The organism is Arthrobacter humicola, from assembly GCF_039531445.1.
In the GTDB taxonomy this organism is placed as follows: Bacteria; Actinomycetota; Actinomycetes; order Actinomycetales; family Micrococcaceae; genus Arthrobacter; species Arthrobacter humicola.
This window is the reverse complement of record NZ_BAAAQB010000012.1, coordinates 61,517-83,381: the sequence shown is the minus strand read 5'-3', so window position 1 is coordinate 83,381 and position 21,865 is coordinate 61,517. Positions and strand designations below refer to the sequence as shown.

20 protein-coding genes are annotated in these 21,865 nt (G+C 65.8%); 7 read left to right on the top strand and 13 right to left on the bottom strand.

Annotated elements, in window-relative coordinates; translation table 11 throughout:
* Positions 1–5 precede the first annotated feature (5 nt).
* Genes sfnG through ABD243_RS04790 form a run of 3 tightly spaced genes read left to right on the top strand, consistent with a single transcriptional unit; the run spans position 6 to position 3,042 of the window.
* Entirely contained in the window at positions 6–1,199 is a 1,194-nt protein-coding gene (sfnG, locus tag ABD243_RS04800; protein ID WP_344362658.1) for a dimethylsulfone monooxygenase SfnG, read from the top strand.
* A complete protein-coding gene (locus ABD243_RS04795; protein ID WP_344362656.1) occupies positions 1,199–2,548 on the top strand; it encodes an O-acetylhomoserine aminocarboxypropyltransferase/cysteine synthase family protein in 1,350 nt (449 codons plus the stop codon). The genes sfnG and ABD243_RS04795 overlap by 1 nt, the downstream gene beginning before the upstream one ends.
* Positions 2,545–3,042, top strand: a complete 498-nt coding sequence (locus ABD243_RS04790; RefSeq protein WP_344362654.1) for a CoA-binding protein — start codon at positions 2,545–2,547, stop codon at positions 3,040–3,042. Before ABD243_RS04795 ends, ABD243_RS04790 begins: the two co-directional genes overlap by 4 nt.
* A gap of 96 nt (positions 3,043–3,138) precedes the next feature.
* On the opposite strand, the gene ABD243_RS04785 is transcribed toward ABD243_RS04790, so the two are convergent.
* The 4 genes from ABD243_RS04785 to ABD243_RS04770 form a co-directional block, all read right to left on the bottom strand.
* On the bottom strand, positions 3,139–3,951 hold the full coding sequence (locus ABD243_RS04785) for a serine/threonine-protein kinase (protein WP_344362652.1): 813 nt from the start codon (positions 3,949–3,951) through the stop codon (positions 3,139–3,141).
* Positions 3,948–4,496, bottom strand: a complete 549-nt coding sequence (locus tag ABD243_RS04780) for an RNA polymerase sigma factor (RefSeq protein ID WP_344362649.1) — start codon at positions 4,494–4,496, stop codon at positions 3,948–3,950. Before ABD243_RS04780 ends, ABD243_RS04785 begins: the two co-directional genes overlap by 4 nt.
* A gap of 125 nt (positions 4,497–4,621) precedes the next feature.
* A complete protein-coding gene (locus ABD243_RS04775; RefSeq protein WP_344362645.1) occupies positions 4,622–5,131 on the bottom strand; it encodes a hypothetical protein in 510 nt (169 codons plus the stop codon).
* A 473-nt stretch (positions 5,132–5,604) separates the two neighbouring features.
* On the bottom strand, positions 5,605–6,615 hold the full coding sequence (locus ABD243_RS04770; RefSeq protein ID WP_116768781.1) for a 1-aminocyclopropane-1-carboxylate deaminase: 1,011 nt from the start codon (positions 6,613–6,615) through the stop codon (positions 5,605–5,607).
* A gap of 111 nt (positions 6,616–6,726) precedes the next feature.
* Between ABD243_RS04770 and ABD243_RS04765 the strand changes: the two genes are divergently transcribed.
* Both ABD243_RS04765 and ABD243_RS04760 read left to right on the top strand, forming a co-directional pair.
* A complete protein-coding gene (locus ABD243_RS04765; protein ID WP_344362643.1) occupies positions 6,727–7,380 on the top strand; it encodes a GntR family transcriptional regulator in 654 nt (217 codons plus the stop codon).
* Positions 7,381–7,902: 522 nt separating this feature from the next.
* Positions 7,903–9,111, top strand: coding sequence for an IS30 family transposase (locus ABD243_RS04760; protein WP_344363116.1), 1,209 nt, complete (start codon positions 7,903–7,905; stop codon positions 9,109–9,111).
* Positions 9,112–9,208: 97 nt separating this feature from the next.
* Here ABD243_RS04760 and ABD243_RS04755 read toward each other — a convergent pair whose 3' ends face one another.
* The 3 genes from ABD243_RS04755 to fdxA all read right to left on the bottom strand — a co-directional run bounded on the left by ABD243_RS04755 (position 9,209) and on the right by fdxA (position 12,208).
* Positions 9,209–10,492, bottom strand: coding sequence for a citrate synthase (locus tag ABD243_RS04755; RefSeq protein WP_116767324.1), 1,284 nt, complete (start codon positions 10,490–10,492; stop codon positions 9,209–9,211).
* A 228-nt stretch (positions 10,493–10,720) separates the two neighbouring features.
* Positions 10,721–11,869, bottom strand: coding sequence for a succinyldiaminopimelate transaminase (gene dapC, locus ABD243_RS04750; RefSeq protein ID WP_344362639.1), 1,149 nt, complete (start codon positions 11,867–11,869; stop codon positions 10,721–10,723).
* Positions 11,870–11,881: 12 nt separating this feature from the next.
* Positions 11,882–12,208 carry a ferredoxin gene (gene fdxA / locus ABD243_RS04745; RefSeq protein ID WP_091248992.1) on the bottom strand — a complete coding sequence of 109 codons (327 nt, stop codon included), beginning with the start codon at positions 12,206–12,208 and terminating at the stop codon, positions 11,882–11,884.
* 153 nt (positions 12,209–12,361) lie between these two features.
* Here fdxA and ABD243_RS04740 point away from each other — a divergent pair, with 153 nt between their 5' ends.
* Positions 12,362–12,610: a putative acetyltransferase gene (locus ABD243_RS04740; RefSeq protein WP_344362635.1), complete on the top strand. Its 249-nt coding sequence runs from the start codon at positions 12,362–12,364 to the stop codon at positions 12,608–12,610.
* A 555-nt stretch (positions 12,611–13,165) separates the two neighbouring features.
* On the opposite strand, the gene ABD243_RS04735 is transcribed toward ABD243_RS04740, so the two are convergent.
* From ABD243_RS04735 to typA, 3 genes are all read right to left on the bottom strand, one after another.
* Positions 13,166–13,975, bottom strand: coding sequence for a type IV toxin-antitoxin system AbiEi family antitoxin domain-containing protein (locus ABD243_RS04735; RefSeq protein WP_344362633.1), 810 nt, complete (start codon positions 13,973–13,975; stop codon positions 13,166–13,168).
* 306 nt (positions 13,976–14,281) lie between these two features.
* Positions 14,282–14,659, bottom strand: a complete 378-nt coding sequence (locus ABD243_RS04730; RefSeq protein WP_344362630.1) for a hypothetical protein — start codon at positions 14,657–14,659, stop codon at positions 14,282–14,284.
* A 27-nt stretch (positions 14,660–14,686) separates the two neighbouring features.
* Positions 14,687–16,615 (bottom strand): translational GTPase TypA, encoded by a 1,929-nt coding sequence (typA, locus tag ABD243_RS04725; RefSeq protein WP_116767320.1) that lies wholly within the window; start codon positions 16,613–16,615, stop codon positions 14,687–14,689.
* Positions 16,616–16,908: 293 nt separating this feature from the next.
* Between typA and ABD243_RS04720 the strand changes: the two genes are divergently transcribed.
* Complete coding sequence (locus tag ABD243_RS04720) at positions 16,909–17,799, top strand: SGNH/GDSL hydrolase family protein (RefSeq protein WP_344362626.1); 891 nt, start codon at positions 16,909–16,911, stop codon at positions 17,797–17,799.
* 211 nt (positions 17,800–18,010) lie between these two features.
* Here the strand turns inward: ABD243_RS04720 and ABD243_RS04715 are convergent, their stop codons facing one another.
* Genes ABD243_RS04715 through ABD243_RS04705 form a run of 3 tightly spaced genes read right to left on the bottom strand, consistent with a single transcriptional unit; the run spans position 18,011 to position 21,649 of the window.
* Positions 18,011–19,726 (bottom strand): ABC transporter ATP-binding protein, encoded by a 1,716-nt coding sequence (locus ABD243_RS04715; protein WP_344362623.1) that lies wholly within the window; start codon positions 19,724–19,726, stop codon positions 18,011–18,013.
* A gap of 11 nt (positions 19,727–19,737) precedes the next feature.
* Positions 19,738–20,730 carry an ABC transporter permease gene (locus ABD243_RS04710; protein ID WP_344362621.1) on the bottom strand — a complete coding sequence of 331 codons (993 nt, stop codon included), beginning with the start codon at positions 20,728–20,730 and terminating at the stop codon, positions 19,738–19,740.
* Positions 20,720–21,649, bottom strand: a complete 930-nt coding sequence (locus ABD243_RS04705) for an ABC transporter permease (RefSeq protein WP_116767316.1) — start codon at positions 21,647–21,649, stop codon at positions 20,720–20,722. The genes ABD243_RS04710 and ABD243_RS04705 overlap by 11 nt, the downstream gene beginning before the upstream one ends.
* Positions 21,650–21,865: the final 216 nt, after the last annotated feature.

Below are 21,865 nucleotides of genomic sequence, written 5' to 3'. Positions count from 1 at the left end.
TCCCCATGACTGACATCAGCAGCGTCGCCCGTCTTTCCGAACCCCTGAAGTTCGCCTACTGGGTCCCGAACGTCTCCGGCGGCCTCGTGGTCTCCACGATCGAACAGCGCGCCGGCTGGGACTTCGAGTACAACAAGAAGCTGGCCCGGATCGCCGAGAACTCCGGCTTCGAATACGCCCTGACCCAGACCCGCTACGCCGCCTCCTACGGCGCCGACAAGCAGCACGAGGCCACCTCGTTCAGCCTGGCGCTGCTGGCCGCGACGGAGCGGCTCAAGGTGATCGCCGCCGTCCACCCCGGCATGTGGCACCCCGGCGTGCTGGCGAAGTACCTCATCACCGCGGACCACATCTCCAACGGCCGGGCCGCCGTCAACATCGTCTCCGGCTGGCTCAAGGCGGAGTTCGAGAACTTCGGCCTCGAATGGCTCGAACACGACGAGCGCTACGTCCGCACCGAGGAATTCATCCGCGTGCTCCGCGGACTGCTGACCGAAAAGAACTTCAGCCAGTCCGGCAAGTACTACAACATCACCGATTTCACCCTGCAGCCGGCCCCGGTGGACGTGCCAGGCCGGGCCCACCCCGAGATCTTCTTCGGCGGCAACTCGACGGCCGCGCAGGCCACCGCCGGCCGTGTGGCGGACTGGTACTTCTCCAACGGCAAGGACCTTGAGGGGTTCAAGGAGAACATCGCCGGCGTGGTTGCCGCGTCCAGCGAGACCCGCCGCGGCACCGAGGGCCAGTTGCCTTCTCCGAAGTTTGGCCTGAACGGCTTCGTCATCGCCCGCGATTCCGAGAAGGAGGCCCGGGACACCCTCCGCGAGATCGTCGAAAAGGCTCACAAGCCCGCCGTCCAGGGTTTCCGCGACGCTGTCCAGGAAGCCGGACCGTCCACCAAGGATGGCAAGGGCATGTGGGCCGACTCGAGCTTCGAGGACCTGGTCCAGTACAACGACGGCTTCAAGACCCAGCTGATCGGCACTCCGGAGCAGATCGCCGAGCGGATCGTGGAGTACAAGAAGATCGGCGTGAACCTGTTCCTCACCGGCTACCTGCACTTCCAGGAGGAGGTGGCCGCGTTCGGTCAGGAGATCCTGCCGATCGTCCGCGAACTCGAGGCCGACCTCGCCCGCAAGCACGGCACCGAACTGGACCTGTCCGGCACGCCCGTGGCACAGGTTGAGGTGGCCGCGTAGTGGCCGAGCGCAGCTTCGGCTTCCGCACCCGCGCCCTGCACGCCGGCGGCACTCCCGACGCCGAGCACGGCGCCCGCGCGGTGCCGATCTACCAGACCACGTCCTTCGTATTCAAGGACACCCAGGACGCCGCGAACCTCTTCGCCCTGCAAAAGTACGGCAACATCTACTCGCGGATCGGCAACCCCACCGTGGCCGCCTTCGAGGAACGCATCGCGTCCCTCGAAGGCGGGATCGGCGCCGTGGCCACGTCCTCGGGCATGGCCGCGGAGTTCATCACCTTCGCCGCGCTGACCCAGGCGGGGGACCATATCGTGGCCGCCTCCCAGCTCTACGGCGGCACCGTGACCCAGCTGGACGTCACCCTGCGCCGCTTCGGCGTGGACACCACCTTCGTTCCCGGCACGGACCCGGCGGACTACGCAGCGGTAGTCCGGGAAAACACCAAGGCGATCTTCGTCGAGGTGGTGGCCAACCCGTCCTCGGAAGTCCAGGACCTTGCGGCCCTGGCGAAGGTGGCGCACGACGCCGGCATCCCGCTCGTCGTCGACGCCACCTTGAGCACGCCGTATCTCGTGCGGCCGATCGAGCACGGGGCGGACATCGTGATCCACTCCGCCACGAAGTTCCTCGGCGGCCACGGCACCACCCTGGGCGGCGTCATTGTGGAAAGCGGCCGCTTCAACTGGGGCAACGGCAAGTTCCCCACGATGACCGAGCCCGTCGCCTCCTACGGCAACGTCTCGTGGTGGGGGAACTTCGGCGAATACGGGTTCCTCACCAAGCTTCGCTGCGAGCAACTGCGCGACATCGGCCCGGCGCTGTCCCCGCAGTCGGCGTTCCAACTCCTGCAGGGCGTGGAGACGCTCCCCCAGCGCCTGGACGAGCACCTCAGCAACGCCCAGGCCGTGGCCGAATGGCTTGAAGCTGACGAGCGCGTGGCCTACGTGAACTTCTCCGGCCTGCCCTCGCACCCGCACTTCGAGCGGGCCAGGAAGTACCTGCCGCTGGGTCCCGGCTCAGTGTTCTCCTTCGGGGTCAAGGGCGGACGTGCGGCGGGCCAGAAGTTCATCGAGGCCCTGCAGCTGGCCTCGCACCTGGCCAATGTGGGCGATTCCCGGACCCTCGTCATCCACCCGGGCTCCACCACGCACCAGCAGCTGAGCCCGGAACAGCTGGAAGCTGCCGGCGTCCCGGAGGACCTGGTCCGCATTTCGGTGGGCCTGGAGGATCTCGAGGACATCCTGTGGGACCTCGACCAGGCGCTGACGGCGGCATCGGAACAGTCCGAAGAATCCGTCCCGGGCGTCCTGCCGGCGGACAGCTGCACGATCGGAGCAAACGCATGAGCACGGAAGAAACCAGAGCCTGGACCGGGCCCTCGGCGCCGGAACGGCTGAACCTGCTGCGGCAGGCGAAATCCATCGCGATTGTGGGGGCCTCGGACAAGCCGTCCCGGGCGAGCTATTTCGTGGCGACCTACCTGCAGTCCTCCACCCGGTACAAGGTCTATTTCGTGAACCCCGTGGTGAAGGAAATCCTGGGCGAGCCGACCTACCCGTCGCTCGCGGACCTTCCTGAGAGCCCGGACATCGTGGATGTGTTCCGCAAGCACGATGACCTGCCGGGTGTCCTGGAGGAGGCCATCGCGGCCGGCGCCAAGACACTGTGGTTGCAGCTGGGTTCGTGGCACGAGGACGTGGCGAAAGAGGCCGAGGCCGCCGGGCTCGACGTCGTAATGGACCGCTGCGTGAAAATTGAGCATGCCCGTTTCCATGGCGGCCTGCACCTGGCCGGCTTCGACACCGGCGTCATTTCCTCCAAGCGGCAGATCCTGGCCTAGCCTCCATCCCGCCGCCACCCCGACGTTGCGCTATCACTTAGGGTTGTTCTCAGCGCTGAGAACGACCCTAAGTGATAGCGCAACTGCTTTAACGGACTAGGAGTGGTCGGGGGCCTTCGTCGGAACAATCGCGGGCAGGGTTGGCGTGATGTGGCCGGGGACGCGGGGCAGGTCCTCGCCGCCGTCGGAACCACCGGGAATGCCGGGCATCGTGGGTAGGCCAGGCGACTGCGGCCCGTGGCCCGGAGTCGGCAGGATGCCGTCCCGGCCGACGGCTGGGGGCGAGACGGGCGGCGTGTGTCCGGTCTGCTCGGCCGCCTCCTTGCGGGCGTCCGGTGCCGCGCCGGCGGGTGCGCCGCTGGACGGCAGCGCAGTGCCCGGAGTGCCCGAAGGGGCAGTGCCGGCAGGCGCGGGGAAGGCCGGGACGGAAGCCGGCGACGGCTGGACATGTTCCGGGGCCTGAGTCGTGCGCCCGGAGGGCTGGAAGATGACACCGACGGTTTGGCTGACGCTGTGCCGGAAATCTTCGCTGGAGGCCGCCACGGCCCCCGCGCCCAGGCTCATGGCACCGATCACGGCGCCGCCCACGATCGCGAGGCGGCGGTTCCGTGCCCTGCGGCGATCAGCAAGATTGACGACGACGGCGTCCGGCCCGGCTGCTGCGGTGGGCATCGCGCGGGTGGGCATCGCCGTCGTCGCGCTTGCGCCCGGACCGGCTGCTCCGACCACCCCGGCTGTTCCGGACGCGAGCAGTGCCGCGAGGTCGGCGCGGGGTGCCGGCGCCGCCTCCGGGACGAGGGCGTGGAGCTGTTTGAGCGCGCTCCGGAGTTCGGCCGCGGTTTCGAGGCCGGAGTCGCTCAGCATCGCGTGGATGCTGCCATCCTGCTGGGGGTCGCGGGTGCCCGTCATGATGCTGCGTGGTCCTTTTCGGTTACGAGTTCGCGCAGGGCACTGAGCCCGCGCCGCTGAAGCTGTTTGATGGCACCCGGTGTCTTGTCCATGATGCCGGCCACCTGTTCGATGGAAAGGTCCGCGACGATGCGCAGGACCAGAACTTCCCGTTGCTCCTCGTTGAGCCTCGCGAGAGTGGCAGAGATACCGCCCAGTGAGCCGAGCGCCTCGTCCTCGGCGGATGCCGAGGACCGCGCGTCGTTCAGGGGGTCGTATTCGGCCAGATGCGGCGTGCGCTCCTCGCGCCGCCGGTAGTCCACCAGCCGGGCGTGGGCGACGGAGAAAATAAAAGTCCGCAGACCCGTGTGGCCGCCCGTGACGCCGGCCAGTTTCGGCAGGACGTCCACGAACACATCTTGGGTCAGGGCCTCGGCGTCGTCCACTCCCCTGGCCCGGAAATATCCCAGCACGGCGGGGGAAATAGCCACGTACACCGCGCTGAAGCCTGATGGGTCGCCAGCTAAAGCGGCTGACAAGTCGTCGTCGCTTAGCTGCTGTGCCAAGAGGCTGTCCTTCCGTTACTGCTGGGGTGCGGCCCCCAAAAGTCTAGCGGCCGCACCCCCGGGCCCCTCAAAGCGAGGGGTTCCTGCTTGCGGACCCAACCGGGTCCGGGCTCAAGAGCCGGAGATTACTTGTCGTGCTGGGGCAGCTCGACGGACGGCGTTGCCGGCACGGCGGGAACGGCCGGGGTGGCCGGAACGCCGTTGGCTCCGGGGACAGCAGGAACTGCGGGGACCGCGGCCTTGACGTTGGCGTTGGCGCGCGCTTCAGCGGCAGCACCCTTCACGCTGGCGTCGCCCTTGACGGTGGCGCCGTCCTGGTCAGCATCGACGGAGCCTTCGCCTGCACCCTCGGTGCCCTTGACGTCGGCGTCGGCGGCGGTGTGGCCCTTGGCCGAGCCATCGGCCGACGGTGCCGCGGGAACTGCGGGGGTGGCGGGGACGGCAGGCTTTGCCGGGAGGGTCGGGGTAGCCGGGACCGCGGGAACTGCGGGGGTGGCGGGCGTAGCGTGGGTCACTTCAGACTGCTGGGTGCTGGACATCTGGGCCGCGTTGGCGAGTCCGATGCCGGAGAATCCTCCGACTGCGAGGATGGCGGCGCCGACAGCAATCTTGGTGGTCTTGCTAACACTCTTCATAACAGACATACATCCTTTGTTTTTTGGTGGAAGGCGGGCTGAGGCCTCGTGGGCCGTCGACGGCCCGCTCTCGCCGTGGAAGGCTGGCCGGCGCCCGATGGGGGCAGGCGCCGGCAAGCGCTTACGGTAAAGGGCCGACCGGAGACCAAATGGGGGGAAGGCGCCGGCCTGCGCTTACGGTGGAAGGCCGACCGGAGACCCGATGGGGGGTCCGAGCTCCGGAGGCGCTTACAAAGGAGTAATCGTCGGGGTGACCCGAAAGGTTACGCACCAATCGGAGATTTCTTTATTTCTTTCTTCGGGCCGGGCGCTGCGGGCGATTTTAGCGGCGGATTGACGACGGCGGGCTCCTCGCCAGGCGGCGGTTTCAGGGGACCCGCCACCGTCGGAACCGTTGGGCTCCCAACCGTTGCGCTATCACTTAGGGTCGTTCTCAGCGCTCAGAAGGACCCTAAGTGATAGCGCAACAGCAATCAGGACCGGAAGAGCCCGCTGTAGGCGTTGAGAGCGATCTGCCCGCCCAGGTGGGCGTAAAGGACATTGCTTCCGGCCGGAATATCGCGGCTCTTCACGAGGTCGATCAGCCCGGCAAGGGACTTGCCCTCGTAAACGGGGTCGGTGATCATGGCCTCGAGCGAGGCGCCAAGGCGGATGGCCTCCAGGGTGGAGTCGACGGGAATGCCATAGAGATCCCCGGCCCAGCCTTCCATGACGGTGATTTCGTCGTCGCGGAGGTCCCGTCCCAGGCCGATCAGCTCGGCGGTGTTCCGGGCGATGCGTTCCACCTGGTCACGGGTCTTCTGCAGCGTCGCGGAGGCATCGATGCCGATTACCCGGCGCGGTTTGTCCTGGCCGGCGAAGCCCGCGATCATGCCGGCGTGGGTGGAGCCCGTGACCGTGCAGACGACGATGGTGTCGAAGAAGATGCCGAGCTCGCGCTCTTGCTGTTCCACCTCGTAGGCCCAGTTGGCGAAGCCCAGCCCGCCCAGCCTGTGGTCGGACCCGCCGGCCGGGATGGCGTACGGCTTGCCGCCGGCGGCCTTGACCTCTTCGATGGCGTTTTCCCAGCTGCTGCGGATGCCGATGTCAAAGCCCGCACTATCCAGCCGGACATCGGCCCCCATGATGCGCGACAGCAGGATGTTGCCCACACGGTCGGACAACGGATCCGGCCAGTCGACCCAGTTTTCCTGGACGAGGCGGGCTTTGAGGCCGAGTTTCGCGGCCACCGCCGCGACCTGGCGGGTGTGGTTGGACTGGTAGCCGCCAATCGACACCAAGGTGTCCGCGCCCTGAGCCAGGGCCTCCGGGACGAAGTACTCCAGCTTGCGGGTCTTGTTGCCGCCAAATGCGAGGCCGCTGTTGACGTCCTCCCGTTTCGCCCAGATCCGGGCACCGCCCAGATGCGCGCTGAGCCGCGGCAGCGGGTGGACGGGGCTCGGTCCGAACATCAGGGGGTAACGCTCAAAATCGGTGATGGCCATCGACGGTCCTTCGCTCGTGGTGGGAAAGGGCATGGTAAACATCCAACATGCAATATATTGCATTGTCCGATAACGGCTCCGGGAGGACAAGAGGGATATACGATATGTTGCATGCCCGTCCCCTCGCTCTCCGGAGTCCACAAGCGGCCGCTGCTCCGGGACAACGTCTTCGAATCGATCCGGAACGCGATCGTCGACGGCACTTTCGAGCCCGGCGAACGGCTGAAGGACACGGAACTGGAGGCATGGCTGGGCGTCAGCCGGACCCCCATCCGGGAGGCGCTGCTCCGGCTGGAACACGCCGGCCTGGTCATCGCACTGCCGGGCAAGGCGACCATCGTGGCCCCCTACGACCAGGCATCGACCGAGAGCACGCAGCAGGTGGTGGGCGGCCTGCACGAGCTGGCCGCGCGCCTGGCCGTCCCGCTCCTGACGGAGGACCATATTTCCGCCATGGCCGAGGCCAACTCGCGCTTCGAACAGGCCCTGCAAAACGCCGATGTCGAGTCGGCACTGCAGGCCGATGACGATTTCCACGCGGTCTTTGTCGCCGTCAGCGGCAACCCGGTGCTCCGGGACCTCCTGGAACAAACCACCCCGGTCCTGCGCCGGGTGGAGCGGATGCGCTTCGGCTCCTTTGCCGCCCGGGGATCCGTGGCCCAGCACACCGAAATCATCCGGCTCGCCGGCCTCCGCGACGCCGACGCCACCGCCAGGGCATGCCGGGAGAACTGGCTTTCGCTGCGCTTCACGTCCTCGCAGTAGGCCCTCGGAGTAAGCCCGTCTTAGCCGTGAACCTCAGCACGGCCCTAACAAGGGCCGTAACAGCGACGGCGGCGGCCCACCCTGCCAGGCGGTTTCTAGCGGTCGTTGCAACACCCATAGATTTTGGGAGTTGCAACGACCGTGCCGCATTTAAGCGACGCTTCATCGGAGTTCCGGAAGTATGCGAGATCGACTGTTCAGCAGAGGGAAGAGTTCTTCCGGGTCTTTGATCGACTTGGAAGTGTGACGGACGCCGCGGCAGAGCTCGGATTGAACCGGAACACCTGCTATCAGTGGGTTCGAAAGGCCGGCCTGACTTCCGCGGTCAGAGCCAAGTACACGCTTGAACAGAAAAGGGAGTTCTTCTCCGTTCTCGAGCGGGAAGGGAGCGCCACTGTTGCTGCCACCGAGCTCGGCCTGAACGTAGACACCGCGTCCCGCTGGGCACGCGAGGCGGGCATTGCCAGCCGGCCCGTGAGCCACCGCCGACGAGAAGAATACGTGCGGCTGCGTGCTACGGGACTGAGCCGGCGCGAGGCCGCTAAGGCTCTGGACGTTCCCCGTGGCCAGGCCCGGGAATGGGATCTGGGTGTCAGGAAATCCGGCGGGCGACGCATTTATCCGACCGGACGCGGAATGAACTACAACCAAGACGTGGACTCTTTGACTGCTTCTGCCCGTCCCGCCGGGAAACCGCCTGCCCGGCCGCCGGTATCGATCCCGGCCCTTGAGAAACCTATCGATCCGCGATACCTCAGCGTCCAGGAGCGGGAGATGATCCGGGACCTGACGGCCTCCGGTGCATCGATCAGGGCGATTGCCCATACCCTGGGACGATCGCCTTCCACGATCAGCCGCGAGCTGGGCCGGAATACCGATCAACGGATGGGCTACCTGCCCCACGCGGCGCACCGGAAGGCCACTGCCCGGCGGGCGCGGCCCAAACCCGCCAAACTCGCGGGAGAGTCGGATCTGCGTGACTACGTGAAGAACAAACTGCTCCTACGCTGGTCACCGGAGCAGATCAGCCACACGCTGGTCGAGGAGTTCCCCGACAACCCGGAGATGCGCGTGAGCCCAGAGACGATCTACCAAGCCCTCTACGTCCAGGCCAGAGGCGGACTCAAACGCGAGATACAGGCAGCCCTGCGCAGCGGCCGGACACGTCGCAAACCGCACAACACCGGGGAACAACGCACTCCCCGGTTCGTGGACCCCATGGTCATGATCTCCGAGCGTCCGCCCGAGATCGAGGACCGCGCCGTGCCAGGCCATTGGGAGGGGGACCTTATTACCGGCGCCTACAACCAGTCAGCGATCGCGACCCTGGTCGAACGCACCACCCGTTACGTGATGCTCGTCCACCTGCCACATGACCACACGGCCGAAACCGTCCGTGACGGACTCATCAAGACCATGGCCACCCTGCCGGAGCACCTGCGAGGCTCCCTGACGTGGGACCAGGGCGCGGAAATGGCAGGACATAAATCCTTCACCCTCGCCACCGATATGCAGGTCTATTTCTGCGACCCCGGAAGCCCCTGGCAACGCGGCTCGAACGAGAACACCAACGGGCTGCTGCGCCAGTACTTCCCCAAAGGCACCGACCTCTCCGTCTACGGACCCGAAGACCTCGAACACGTCGCCCAGGAACTCAACGGACGCCCACGCAAAACGCTCGGCTGGAAAACTCCAGCCGAGCGCCTACGTGATTTACTACTAACCACCTAACCAACAGGTGTTGCAACGACCCCTAGAAACCGCCAGCGAGAGGTGCGCGGCCGGCGTCGTACTTTGCTGTGCGGCGCTGCCGTAACCGGCCGGTGCGCTACACCGAAGGGTAGTTCCGTTCCGGTTCGCCGATGTAGAGCTGGCGCGGACGGCCGATCTTGGTGTTGGGATCGCTGATCATCTCGCGCCACTGGGCGATCCAGCCCGGCAGGCGTCCGATTGCGAACAGCACGGTGAACATCTTCTCGGGGAACCCCATGGCCTTGTAGATCAGGCCGGTGTAGAAGTCCACGTTGGGGTAGAGCTTGCGCTGGATGAAGTAGTCATCGCCCAGGGCCTTCTCTTCAAGGCGCATGGCGATGTCGAGGAGCTCGTCATTGCCGCCCAGCTTGCTGAGGACCTCGTGGGCGGTGGCCTTGATGATCTTGGCGCGGGGGTCGTAGTTCTTGTAGACGCGGTGCCCGAAGCCCATGAGGCGGACGCCGTCTTCCTTGTTCTTGACCTTCTCCATGTAGTCCTCGGGCTTGATGCCGTCGGCCTGGATCTGGCGCAGCATCTTCAGCACGGCCTCGTTGGCGCCGCCGTGGGCGGGTCCGAAGAGGGCGTTGATGCCTGCGGAGACGGACGCGAACAGGTTGGCGTTGGAGGAGCCGACCAGCCGGACCGTGGAGGTGGAACAGTTCTGCTCGTGGTCGGCGTGCAGGATCAGGAGCAGGTCCAGGGCCTTGGCGATAACCGGGTCAACCTCGTACTGCTCGGCCGGCAGGCCGAAGCTGAGGCGCATGAAGTTCTCCACGAGGTTCATCGAGTTGTCCGGGTACAGCATGGGCTGGCCGATCGACTTCTTGTGGGCGTAGGCGGCGATGACCGGCATCTTGGCCATGAGGCGGATGGTGGAGACCTCCACCTGCTCGGCATTGAACGGATCCAGCGAGTCCTGGTAGAACGTCGAGAGCGCGGACACGGCCGAGGACAGTACCGGCATCGGGTGGGCGTCACGCGGGAAGCCGCTGAAGAAGCCCTTGAGCTCCTCGTGCAGCAGGGTGTGGTGACGGATCCGCTGGTCGAAGGACTCCAGCTCCGTGGGGGTCGGAAGGTTGCCGTAGATCAGCAGATAGGAAACTTCCAGGAAGCTCGAGTGCTGAGCCAGCTGCTCGATCGGGTAGCCGCGGTAGCGCAGGATGCCGGCGTCACCATCGATGTAGGTGATGGCCGAGGTGGTGGCCGCGGTGTTCATGAAACCGGGGTCGAAGGCGACGGCGCCGGTCTGCTTCAGCAGCTTGGAAACGTCGTAGCCTTCGTTTCCTTCTACAACCTTGATGCGCGGGAGCTCGAGCTCGCCGCCGGCATGGCGCAGGGTTGCGCTGGTGGTTTCAGTCATGGAGTCTCCTCATGAGGCATCGGGGCCTCTGTCGAAAGCTGGTCCAACATCTGGTGAAGCTGCCCGCGGATCCTGTGCGGACAGGATTTCCAAAGGCTGCGCTGCCTTCTTGTGGAAAGCCACCATTGATCGTCAGTTAAAAAGTACCGTCACTTCGCGGGTGGTACTAATCCGAGAGGACTCCAAAGCGCCGAAAAGACGCCACATGTGGTAGGCGTCACAGCATTGTTACGCTCCGCTGGCCAGCCGCGCCGCGGCGGCGTCGATCCTCTCGTCGCTTGCGGTCAGCGCCACCCGGATGAATCCGTTGCCGGCGTCGCCGTAGAAAACCCCGGGGCCAACGACGATTCCGCGGTCCGCGAGCCTGCCCACGGTGTCCCACGTCGCTTCGCCGGCGGTGCCCCACAAATAGAGGCCCGCGCGGGACTCATGAATCGTCAGCCCGAAGCTCTCCAACGCGGGGACGATCCGCTCCCGCCGGCCCCTGTAGAGGTCCTTCTGCGCCGTGACGTGGGCGTCGTCGCCCAGTGCGACGCGCATGGCTTCCTGGACCGGGTAGGGGACGATCATGCCGGCGTGCTTGCGGCTGTTGACCAGATTCGCCATGATCGCCGGATCGCCGGCGACGAAGGCGGCCCGGTAACCGGCAAGGTTGGACTGTTTGCTGAGCGAATAGACGGCGAGCAGACCATCATGGGAGCCTTCGGCGACCTGCGGATCCAGGATGCTGGGGACCGGGGTGCCGCCGCGCTGGACGTCCCACTCCCCCCAGCCGAGTTCGGCGTAACATTCGTCGGATGCGACGACGGCGCCGAGCTCGCGGGCCTGCCGGACGATCCGTCGCAGCGAAGCGATGTCCCGGACGCTGCCGGTGGGGTTCGCCGGAGAGTTGACCCAGACCAGCCGCACGCGGGCGCGGGTCCCGGCGTCGAGCTCGTCGAGGTCGTCGGCGGCGATGTGCTCGGCACCGGCGAAGGTGGCGCCGATGTCGTAGGTGGGGTAAGCGACCGTGGGACGGACCACGACGTCGCCCGGCTTCAGGCCGAGCAGGAACGGCAGCCACGCGACGAGTTCCTTGGATCCCACCGTCGGCATCACGTTCTGCGGATCCAGCCCGGGCACGCCGCGCCGGCGCTCAAACCAGCCGGCGATCGCCTCCCGCAGTGCCGGCGTTCCGTGCACCGTGGGATAACCGGGGGCGTCCGCGGCGGCGCGCAACGCGTCCTGGATGAGGGCCGGCGTCGCGTCCACCGGCGTGCCGATGGACAGGTTGACGGTTCCTGCCGCGTGCCTGGACGCCGTTGCGAGATAGGGCGCCATGGCCTCCCACGGGTAGTCGGGCAGGCTCAGGCCGAAAGTGCGCACCGCGGATGCCACTGCAGCGCCGCCCTAGTTGTCTTGGTTCTGCGGCGGCAGGGCGGCGATCATGGGGTGGTCCGTGTGGGTGTTCCCGACCTTCGCGGCTCCGCCCGGCGAGCCGAGCTCGTCAAAGAACTCGACGTTGGCCTTGTAGTAATCGGCCCACTCGTCCGGGGTGTCGTCCTCGTAGTAGATCGCTTCGACGGGGCAGACCGGCTCGCAGGCACCGCAGTCCACGCACTCGTCCGGGTGGATGTACAGGGAACGCTCACCCTCGTAAATGCAATCGACGGGGCACTCCTCAATACATGCCTTGTCTTTGACATCTACACACGGCTGCGCGATTACGTACGTCACGTCCCTGGCCTCTCCACGTTGGTTCCCGGCGACCGGCCGGATGGTTTGCCCGGCCTGAGCGCCGGGCTGCTGACTTCTGAGCCTATTATCTCCCAGCCTGTTCCCGCGAACCTAGCGGGACGTCATACACGGTCCGCGTCTTACTATGATCTGATGAGCTCGCCTTTGCCCTTGCCCCAGCAATTCCTCTCCGGCGCCCCGCTCGGCACCCGGGTTGTGGTCCGCTACCGGATCGAGGGCGGCCTGACGGATGCGCTCGGCGAGCTCGTGGAACGGGCCGACGGCGCGTGCACCGTCCGCACCCGCCGGTCCGACGTCGTCATTGCGCTCCCCCTCGTCGTGGCGGCCAAGGAAGTCCCCCCGGCCCCGCCACGCCGCGCCCCGCGGGTGCAGGCGCCCTGACCGGCCCGGCCAGTGGACATGCCCTCCCCACACCTCAGCCCATGGACATGCCCTCCCCACACCTCAGCCGATGGACATGTGCCCCCCACGCTCCAACCAATGGACATGCCCTCTCTGATTGCCCCAACCGATGGACATGCCCTCCCCTTGTTGCCAGCCGCGTGCATATCCGGCCATAGCTTCTCTACCAATGGACATGCCCTCCCCCGGGCTCTGGCAGTGGACACGCGCTTCTCACCTGCCCGCACCCCGTGGACATGTCTTCCCCTCGCTCCGACCACCGGACATGCCCCCTCTGATTGCCCGCAACCGATGGACATGCTCTCCCCTTGTTGCCAGCCATGGACATCCCGGCATCATGTCCATCACTGACGGCCAGTGCGGGACATGTCCAACGGCGGAACGAGGCAGCCAGGGACATATCCGGTGACGGACTGGCACGGCGCAGGACATGTCCAGTGACGGACTGGCACGGCGCAGGACATGTCCCATGATGGAAGGACGTATCTCAAGGGCGCCCTGCAGGACGCATGAAGGCGGAAATTGCCTCCGGCTCTAAGCGGCTGCGGACAACCTGTTGAGGGTTTCACGGACCATCGCGATGAATTCTTCGGGATGGTCCCGCAGCAGCGGGTAGCTTACGATCAGTGTCGGGATTCCTCGGCGAGTGGTGACGTTCCAGCGCCGTCGGTCCTCCTCGAAGCTGGCTTTGTCCATGTGGTATCCAGCCCCGTCGGTCTCGATCCCAAGACGGCCGTCGACCATCAGGTCCAGATGCCCCATGCCCGGAACGTTGACCTGTGATTCGACGTGGAAGCCGGCACGCCGCAGATGAAACCGGGCCAAGCACTCAATCAGCGACTGCGATTGCGGAACGATGGCCGACACGAACCGCCGCTCCCGGGCGTCGTTCCGGCCATCCAGCCGGCGGCGCAGGGCACCAATCTGAAGTCCCTTGAGTACGACGGCGGACTCGGCGATGATCAGCCCCTCGGGTTCCGGCAAACAGCGTAGGCATTGGATGACCGTGTCCAGGAGAGTCGGCGGTGTGGCCGATCTGTGACAGACGAAGCCCTGGTAGCTCCGGCTGTGGGTGAGGGCTACGTGCGGCTGGGCAGGGGCCGAGAGAACCCATAGGCCGCCGAAGTGGGCCGCTGTGGTGCAGGCCGGTTCTGCCGGAAGGGAGCGGATGGAAATCAGCTGCTCGTCCGCCCCGGGCAGCGCATAGACGCCACGGGCGACGCGGGATACGGCTCCCGAGGCCATCGCGGACTTGAGCTGGAAATCGGAGACACCCGCCGCTGCAATGTATTTGGCGCGGGCGACGCCGTCGTATTTGGAAAGGACTTCGATGATGTTGGCCATCCACCCATGGTGGAGTCGCACGTCGCGCCCGAGAAGTCCGATCCAGCGCTATGTGGAGAACTTGGAACCGCAGAGCCATTGCTGCCAGGACGTCGACCAGGAGTGACGGTGGGCATGTCCGTGCACCGGAAGTAGCACAGGGCATGTCCACCGGTGAGGACTAGGCATGTCCCGCGAACCAGCTTTGCGCTGGACATGATGCCGTTGTGCCCACTCGAGCGGGCGAAAAATGAGCATGTCCAGTGGATGAAGCGGGTGGATGAAGCGGGTGGATGGAGCGGCTGCAGGGAGCGAGGAGGGTCGCGCTTAGCCCGTAGGCAGCCGGTAGCGTCGGCACCAGGCGAGCATGGCCACGGTGATGCCGGCGATGCCGAAGATCCAGATGTTGCCCGCGGTGTCGCCGATGACCAGGCGCTTGCCCGTTTCCAGGGTGGACCACCAGCCGGTTAGTGCGTAGCAGAGAAGTCCGCAGACGGCTATCGGAATGATGGAACGGAACGCTGCCCCGAGCCAGACCTCGGCCGAGCCCAGCAGGAGCAGGGCCGCGGCCGCGCCCCACGGAACCTGCAGGCCGCCCAGAAGCAGATCGTGCCGGTGCAGGGCGGTGCCGGCCAGGGCAACAAAAAGAGCTGCCGGCACGGCGGCGGCAATGCCGCCTGCCATACCGGCAGCTCTCTTAGTCACGTGTCAGCCGAAGCCCGGAGACCGGGATCAGACCTTGGCGCGGGCGCGGTTGGCCTTGGCACGCTCGTTGGTGTCCAGGATGACCTTGCGGATACGGATGGAATCCGGGGTAACCTCCACGCACTCGTCCTCGCGGGCGAATTCGAGGGACTCTTCGAGGGTCAGGTCGCGCGGCGGCGTCAGGTTCTCGAAGGTGTCCGAGGAAGCTGCACGCATGTTGGTGAGCTTCTTTTCCTTCGTGATGTTGACGTCCATGTCGTCGGCGCGGGAGTTCTCGCCCACGATCATGCCTTCGTAAACCTCGGAGGTGGGCTTGACGAAGAAGGAGCCGCGCTCCTGCAGGTTGATCATCGCGAACGGGGTCACAACACCGGCGCGGTCGGCGATCATCGAACCGTTGGTACGGTACTCGATCGGGCCGGCCCACGGCTCGTAGCCTTCGGAGATGGAGGCCGCGATGCCGGCGCCGCGGGTGTCCGTGAGGAACTTGGTGCGGAAGCCGATCAGGCCACGCGCCGGAACGATGAACTCCATGCGGCACCAGCCGGTGCCGTGGTTGGCCATGTTGGTCATGCGGCCCTTGCGGGCTGCCATGAGCTGCGTGACGGCGCCGAGGTACTCTTCCGGCACGTCGATGGTCATGTGCTCCATCGGCTCGTGGATCTTGCCGTCGACCGTCTTGGTCACAACCTGCGGCTTGCCTACGGTCAGTTCGAAGCCTTCGCGACGCATCTGCTCGACCAGGATGGCCAGCGCGAGCTCGCCACGGCCCTGGACTTCCCAGGCGTCAGGACGCTCGGTGGGGAGCACCTTGATGGAGACGTTACCGATCAGTTCCTTATCCAGGCGGTCCTTGACCTGGCGGGCCGTGACCTTGGCGCCCTTGACCTTGCCGGCCAGCGGGGAGGTGTTGATACCGATGGTCATGGAGATGGCCGGGTCGTCAACAGTGATCAGCGGCAGCGGCTGCGGGTTGTCGACGTCGGTCAGGGTCTCACCGATGGTGATGTCTTCGATACCGGCGACGGCGACGATCTCACCGGGGCCGGCGGATTCGGCCGGAACACGGTCCAGTGCCTTGGTGGCCAGCAGTTCGGTGATCTTGACGCTCTTCAGCTCACCGTTGGCACGGGCCCAGGCCACGGTCTGGCCCTTGCGCAGGGTGCCGTTGTAGATGCGCAGCAGCGCGAGGCGGCCGAGGAACGGCGAGGCGTCCAGGTTGGTGACGTGCGCCTGCAGGACACCGTCTGGGTTGTAGGTCGGAGCCGGGATGTGCTCGATGATGGCCTTGAAGAGCGGCTCGAGGTCCTCGTTCTCCGGGGCGGTGCCGTCGGCGGGCTGCTCGAGGGAAGCGCGGCCGACCTTGGCGGCGGCGTAAACGACCGGAACGTTCAGGATCTTGTCCAGGTCCAGGTCCGGAACTTCGTCCGCGAGGTCAGAGGCCAGGCCCAGGAGCAGGTCCATGGACTCGTGGACAACTTCCTCGATCCGCGCGTCCGGGCGGTCGGTCTTGTTGACGAGGAGGATCACCGGCAGGTGCGCGGCCAGCGCCTTGCGCAGCACGAAGCGGGTCTGGGGCAGCGGGCCCTCAGATGCGTCGACGAGGAGGACGACGCCGTCGACCATGGACAGACCGCGCTCAACCTCGCCACCGAAGTCGGCGTGGCCGGGGGTGTCGATGACGTTGATGGTGATGGTCTCGCCCTGGGAGGACGGTCCGTTGTAGGCCACCGTGGTGTTCTTGGCCAGGATGGTGATGCCCTTTTCACGCTCGAGGTCACCGGAGTCCATGACACGGTCCTCGAGGTGGTTGTGCTCGGCAAAGGAGTTGGTCTGCTTGAGCATGGCGTCGACCAGAGTGGTCTTGCCGTGGTCAACGTGGGCCACGATCGCGACGTTGCGCAGGTCACTGCGCGATGCAGTGGCTACCGCGGTGTTGGTGGTGGTTTCAGACATGCGTTATTGCTCGATTCAGTGGTGAAGTCAGCTGTGGTATCGCGACATTTCCAACCGGAACGCACGACGGATACGCCCTTTCGACACAGGGCACCTGATACAAGTCTAAGGGCTAGGCTATTTATTGGCCTAAAATGCGAACGCCCGATGATCCGGCGGCCGACCCTGCCGAGGTGGACAGCGCCGGAAGGACACACGAAAGTCGATTGTTACCTGTGAGTAAAGTCACTGGATTTTCCCGCTCCCATGCCCCATCATTGCTCTCATAGCAGCAAGCAAGCCCGGAGACATTCATGCGAAACGCCTCGGCTCTGTCCCGCTTTGTCGCAACGATGATCGCCGTAGGCGTAGTTCTTGGCGGCTGCGGGCAGGCTTCTTCGTCACCTGCGTCCGACGCGGGCACTTCGGCCGCGCCACGGGCGGCCGCCCAGGCCGGTGGCGCAGCCAACGGCGCAGGCGTGCCGGTGGCTGCAGGCTCGCCGGGAAAGACCCGGGTCGGTTCCGGAATCAATCCCGCAGACTTGGCCGGCGGTTCGATCTACCGCAATCCTGCCAACGGCCGCGACGAGGTGATCGTCAAGGACACCAGCAACACCGCGGTATTGATTGGCGACTCCCAATCGGAGCCGTCCTTCGGCTGGCCCAGGCAGGGCCTGGCCGCGGCGGGGTACAAAGTCTTCTTCTGCGGCCGGGGCGGCACCGGTTACGTGGCGTCGAACGGCAAGACCGGCAACTACATTGACGCGCTCCAGCGCGGTGACTGGAAGCTCCCCTACGGCACCCCTCCCCTAGTGGTGATTGAAGGCGGCGGAAACGACGCCGCACGCGGCGCCACTGACTCGCAGATCGTCGCCAATGCCGAGCGGCTAATCGCCAGCATCCGTCAGCGCTATCCTGCGGCGCGGATGCTCATGGTCGGCACGCTCGCGCGCGGCGCCAGCTTCGGCGGAGGACGCCGGAGCCAGGTGGACACGCTGCTGGGGACCGTGGCGAGCCGGCACGGACTGCCGTTCGTCAGCGCCGGAGACTGGCTCACCCGCTACAACCTCACGGGTTCGATGGCGGACGGGGTTCACCTGAACAGGCAGGGCCATGCGGCTCTCGGCGCCGTCTTCGGCCAGCGGCTTGAGTCCATGGGACTGGAATACCAGGACGCCGGCCTTGTCTCCGGCTTGGCCCACTAACGCCGGCCCGGGTCAGGGCGGCCCGGACCACCAAGCAGCAAGCACCAAGCAGCAAGCACCAAGGGAACCTGCACGACAAAGGAGCCGGTGCGCGCCTTTACGGGCGGACACCGGCTCCTTTGTTGTTACAGACGTACAGGCGCACTTGGTGGTGCAGGCTTGCTGTTACCAGGCGCATCTGCTGCCCGGACCTGTCAGCTGTGTTAAAGGCTCAGGCGACTTCCGGCGGCAGGATGAGGCCGGCACCGGGGATGGCGTTGAGCAGGGCCATGGTGTATTCCTGCTGCGGCGCATCGAAGACGTCGTCCGTGGAACCGGTCTCCACCAGCTTGCCCTTCTGCATGACGCACACGTGGTCCGCGATCTGCCGGACCACCGCGAGGTCGTGGGTGATGAACAGGTAGGTCAGGCCCAGCCGGGACTGCAGTTCGGCGAGCAGGTTCAGCACCTGCGCCTGCACCAGCACGTCCAGTGCCGAGACGGCCTCGTCGCAGATGATCACTTCGGGGTCCAGTGCCAGTGCCCGCGCGATCGCGACGCGCTGGCGCTGGCCGCCGGAGAGCTCATTCGGGTACCGCTGCATCGTGGACTGCGGCAGCGCCACCTGGTCCAGGAGTTCCCGGACCTTCTTCTCGCGGCTCGCCTTGTCCCCGATTTTGTGGGTCCGAAGCGGCTCCTCGATGGTCCTGAAGATGTTGTACATCGGGTCCAGGGAACCGTACGGGTCCTGGAAGATCGGCTGCACCCGGCGCCGGAAGGCGAAGAGCTCCTTGCTGTTCAGCGTGGAGGTGTCCACGCCGTCGAAGATGATCTTGCCCGAGGTCGGCGACAGGAGGTTAAGGACCATCTGCGCCACCGTGGACTTGCCGGACCCCGACTCCCCCACAATCGCCGTCGTGGTTCCCCGCTTGACGCTGAAGGAGACGTTGTCAACGGCGGTGAAGTCCGTGGACTTACCCAGGCCCGAACGCAGCTTGAACACCTTCTTGAGGTCCTGGATCTGCAGGATCTCGTCGGTCTTTGACGGTTCAACCACGCCGGTCTCGGCGGAGGCGAGCATGTCGTCCGTTTCCACGCCCAGTTCCTTGGCGGCCTGGATGCGCCGGGACGCCAGCGACGGCGCCGAGGCGACCAGCCGCTGGGTGTACGGGTGCTGCGGGTTCTGCAGCAGCTCCAGCGACGGCCCGGATTCGACGACCTGGCCGCGGTACATGACCACTACCTGGTCGGCGCGCTCGGCGGCGAGGCCGAGGTCGTGCGTGATCAGCAGCACGGCGGTGCCTAGCTCGGTGGTCATCTTGTCCAGGTGATCGAGGATCTGTCGCTGCACGGTGACGTCCAACGCCGACGTCGGCTCGTCCGCGATGAGCAGCCGCGGCTGGCAGGAGAGCCCGATCGCAATCAGCGCGCGCTGGCGCATGCCGCCGGAGAACTCGTGCGGGTACTGCTTGGCGCGGCTGGCGGCGTCCGGCAACCCGGCCTGGGACAGGACCTTCGCGACGTCGTCGGGGCCGTTGGGCAGCCCGTTGGCCTTCAGCGTCTCGCGCACCTGGTCGCCGATCTTCCAGACCGGGTTCAGGTTGGACATCGGGTCCTGCGGGACCATGCCGATGCTGTTGCCGCGGAGTTCGATCATCCGCTTTTCGCTGGCGTTGGAGATGTCCTCCCCGTCGAAGAGGATCTGGCCTGCCGCGACGCGGCCGTTGCCCGGGAGCAGGCCGATTGCGGCCAGGGCGGTGGTGGACTTGCCGGAACCCGACTCGCCCACGATCGCGACGGTTTCGCCCGGCATGATGGTGAGGTGAGCGTTGCGGACAGCGTTGACCTCGCCGTTGCTGGTGGTGAAGCCGATTGCCAGGTCTTTGATTTCAAGAAGCGGGAGCTCAGTGGCGTATTCCGCTTCCTGGAGTTCAACAGAGGCGCTCATGGTGTCCCCTTTCATCGCTTGCGGGCTTTGGGATCGAGGGCATCACGCAGGGCATCGCCCAGCATGATGAAGCTCAGGACGGTGATGGACAACGCGATGGCCGGGTAGAGCAGCGGCATCGGGTTGGACCGGAGCGAGGACTGCGCCGCCTGGATGTCGTTGCCCCAGGACATGACGCTGGGCGGCAGCCCGATGCCGAGGAACGACAGCGTGGATTCGGCCACGATGAACGTGCCCAGAGAGATCGTGGCCACGACGATGATCGGAGCCAGCGAGTTCGGCAGGACGTGGCGCATGAGGGCACCGAACTTCGAGACGCCGAGTGACCGGGCGGCCGTGACGAAGTCGGCATTGCGGACCTCGATGACGGCGCCGCGGGTGATGCGGGCGATCTGCGGCCAGCCGAAGACCACCAGGATAAGCACAAGTGTCCAGACCGTCCGGTTCGTCCGGAACATCGGCAGCTGCATGAGCACGATTGCGCCCAGGATCAGCGGCAGCGCGAAGAAAATGTCATTGATGCGCGCAAGGATGGAGTCGACCCAACCGCCGTAGTAGCCGGCCACAGCACCCAGGATGCAGCCGATGAGGAGGACCCCGATGGTGGTGAAGAGGCCCACCGTCACCGAGGAGCGTGTGCCGAAGATGACGCGGGCATAGACGTCGCAGCCCTGCTGGGTGAAGCCCAGGGGGTGGCCCGCGACGGGGCCGGCGTCGGAGTTGGCCAGCTGGCATGCCTCCGACGTCGGGTCGATCGGCGAGAAGAGCGCAGGGAAGAGGGAGACCGCCACTACCACCAGGATCAGGAATGCGGAGATGAGGAAGAGCGGCTGCTTGCGCAGGTTCTTCCAGGCCTCGCCCCAAAGGCTCAGCGGTGCGGCTTCGTCCTTGACCCGGTCCGTTGCCTGGAGCGGAGTCTCGGAGACATCGGCCACGAAGTGCTCCATCCGGCGGGCCGGACGGGTGGCGACGGCGTGGCGTGCGGTGGTGTTCTCAGGAGTCATAACGGATCCTCGGGTCAAGCCAGCCGTAAAGCAGGTCAACGAGCAGGTTGGACAGGCAGTAGATCAGCACCAGGACGGTGACGATCGAGACCACGGTGGGGCCTTCGCCCGACAGGACGGCCCGGTAGAGCCGGTTGCCTACGCCCGGGACGTTGAAAATGCCCTCGGTCACGATCGCGCCGCCCATCAAGGCACCGAGGTCGGCGCCCAGGAAAGTAATGACGGGAATCAGGGAGTTGCGCAGGATGTGGACGCGGACCACCTGAAACCGGGACAAGCCCTTGGCGGTGGCGGTGCGCACGTAGTCGGCGTTCATGTTTTCGATGACCGACGTGCGGGTCAGACGCAGCACATAGGCAAAGGATCCCAGTCCCAGCACGATCGCGGGCAGGATGAGGTCCGGGATTGTAGCGGCGGAACTAACTGTGGGCTTGGCCCAGCCCAGCTGGACGCCGATGGTGAACTGCAGCAGGAATCCCAGGACGAAGATCGGAATAGCGATCACGATCAGTGAAGCGATCAGAACCGTGGCGTCAAACAACTTGCCCTTCCGCAGTCCGGCGATGAGGCCGAAGACGATGCCGAAGACACCCTCGAAGATCAGCGCCATGATGGCCAGCCGCGCCGTGACGGGGAAGACCTCGCCAAGCACTGTTGCAATGGGACGTCCGGAGAAGTCCTGGCCGAGGTCGAACGTGAAGATGCTCTTGAGGTAGAGCAGGTATTGCATCCAGAACGGCTGGTCCAGGTGGTACTGCTCCCGCAGCTTGGCTGCGACGGCCACGTTGACCGGCTTGTCGCCGAACAGTGCCACGATGGGGTCGCCGGGGAGGCTGAAGACCAGGAAGTAGACCAGCAGTGTGGCGCCGAGGAAGACGGGAATCAGTTGCAGGAAACGCTTGAGGATGTAGGTCGACATCAGCGAGTCACACCCTCGTTGGCAGGCATCCTGTCCAGGGATGCGGCGGAGTTGTTCATCAAAGAACCTTTTCACTATGGATGCAGACCGGCGCCGGTTCACTCACGGCGGCAGGGCTGCGAAAAGTTCGCCCGAAGAGTCGGGCACCAAGAAAAATTAGGCGTGCGAAAAGCACGACGACGGCGGAGGCCCCAGTGTGGGCGGCCCCCGCCGTCG

Excerpts from the sequence above, each read along its gene's own strand:
- sfnG (WP_344362658.1), top strand. The coding sequence starts at position 6 with ATGACTGACATCAGCAGCGTCGCCCGTCTTTCCGAACCCCTGAAGTTC.
- ABD243_RS04790 (WP_344362654.1), top strand. The coding sequence starts at position 2,545 with ATGAGCACGGAAGAAACCAGAGCCTGGACCGGGCCCTCGGCGCCGGAA.
- ABD243_RS04785 (WP_344362652.1), bottom strand. The coding sequence starts at position 3,951 with ATGACGGGCACCCGCGACCCCCAGCAGGATGGCAGCATCCACGCGATG.
- ABD243_RS04775 (WP_344362645.1), bottom strand. The coding sequence starts at position 5,131 with ATGAAGAGTGTTAGCAAGACCACCAAGATTGCTGTCGGCGCCGCCATC.
- ABD243_RS04770 (WP_116768781.1), bottom strand. The coding sequence starts at position 6,615 with ATGGCCATCACCGATTTTGAGCGTTACCCCCTGATGTTCGGACCGAGC.
- ABD243_RS04765 (WP_344362643.1), top strand. The coding sequence starts at position 6,727 with ATGCCCGTCCCCTCGCTCTCCGGAGTCCACAAGCGGCCGCTGCTCCGG.
- ABD243_RS04755 (WP_116767324.1), bottom strand. The coding sequence starts at position 10,492 with ATGACTGAAACCACCAGCGCAACCCTGCGCCATGCCGGCGGCGAGCTC.
- ABD243_RS04740 (WP_344362635.1), top strand. The coding sequence starts at position 12,362 with ATGAGCTCGCCTTTGCCCTTGCCCCAGCAATTCCTCTCCGGCGCCCCG.
- ABD243_RS04735 (WP_344362633.1), bottom strand. The coding sequence starts at position 13,975 with ATGGCCAACATCATCGAAGTCCTTTCCAAATACGACGGCGTCGCCCGC.
- typA (WP_116767320.1), bottom strand. The coding sequence starts at position 16,615 with ATGTCTGAAACCACCACCAACACCGCGGTAGCCACTGCATCGCGCAGT.
- ABD243_RS04720 (WP_344362626.1), top strand. The coding sequence starts at position 16,909 with ATGCGAAACGCCTCGGCTCTGTCCCGCTTTGTCGCAACGATGATCGCC.
- ABD243_RS04715 (WP_344362623.1), bottom strand. The coding sequence starts at position 19,726 with ATGAGCGCCTCTGTTGAACTCCAGGAAGCGGAATACGCCACTGAGCTC.
- ABD243_RS04710 (WP_344362621.1), bottom strand. The coding sequence starts at position 20,730 with ATGACTCCTGAGAACACCACCGCACGCCACGCCGTCGCCACCCGTCCG.
- ABD243_RS04705 (WP_116767316.1), bottom strand. The coding sequence starts at position 21,649 with ATGTCGACCTACATCCTCAAGCGTTTCCTGCAACTGATTCCCGTCTTC.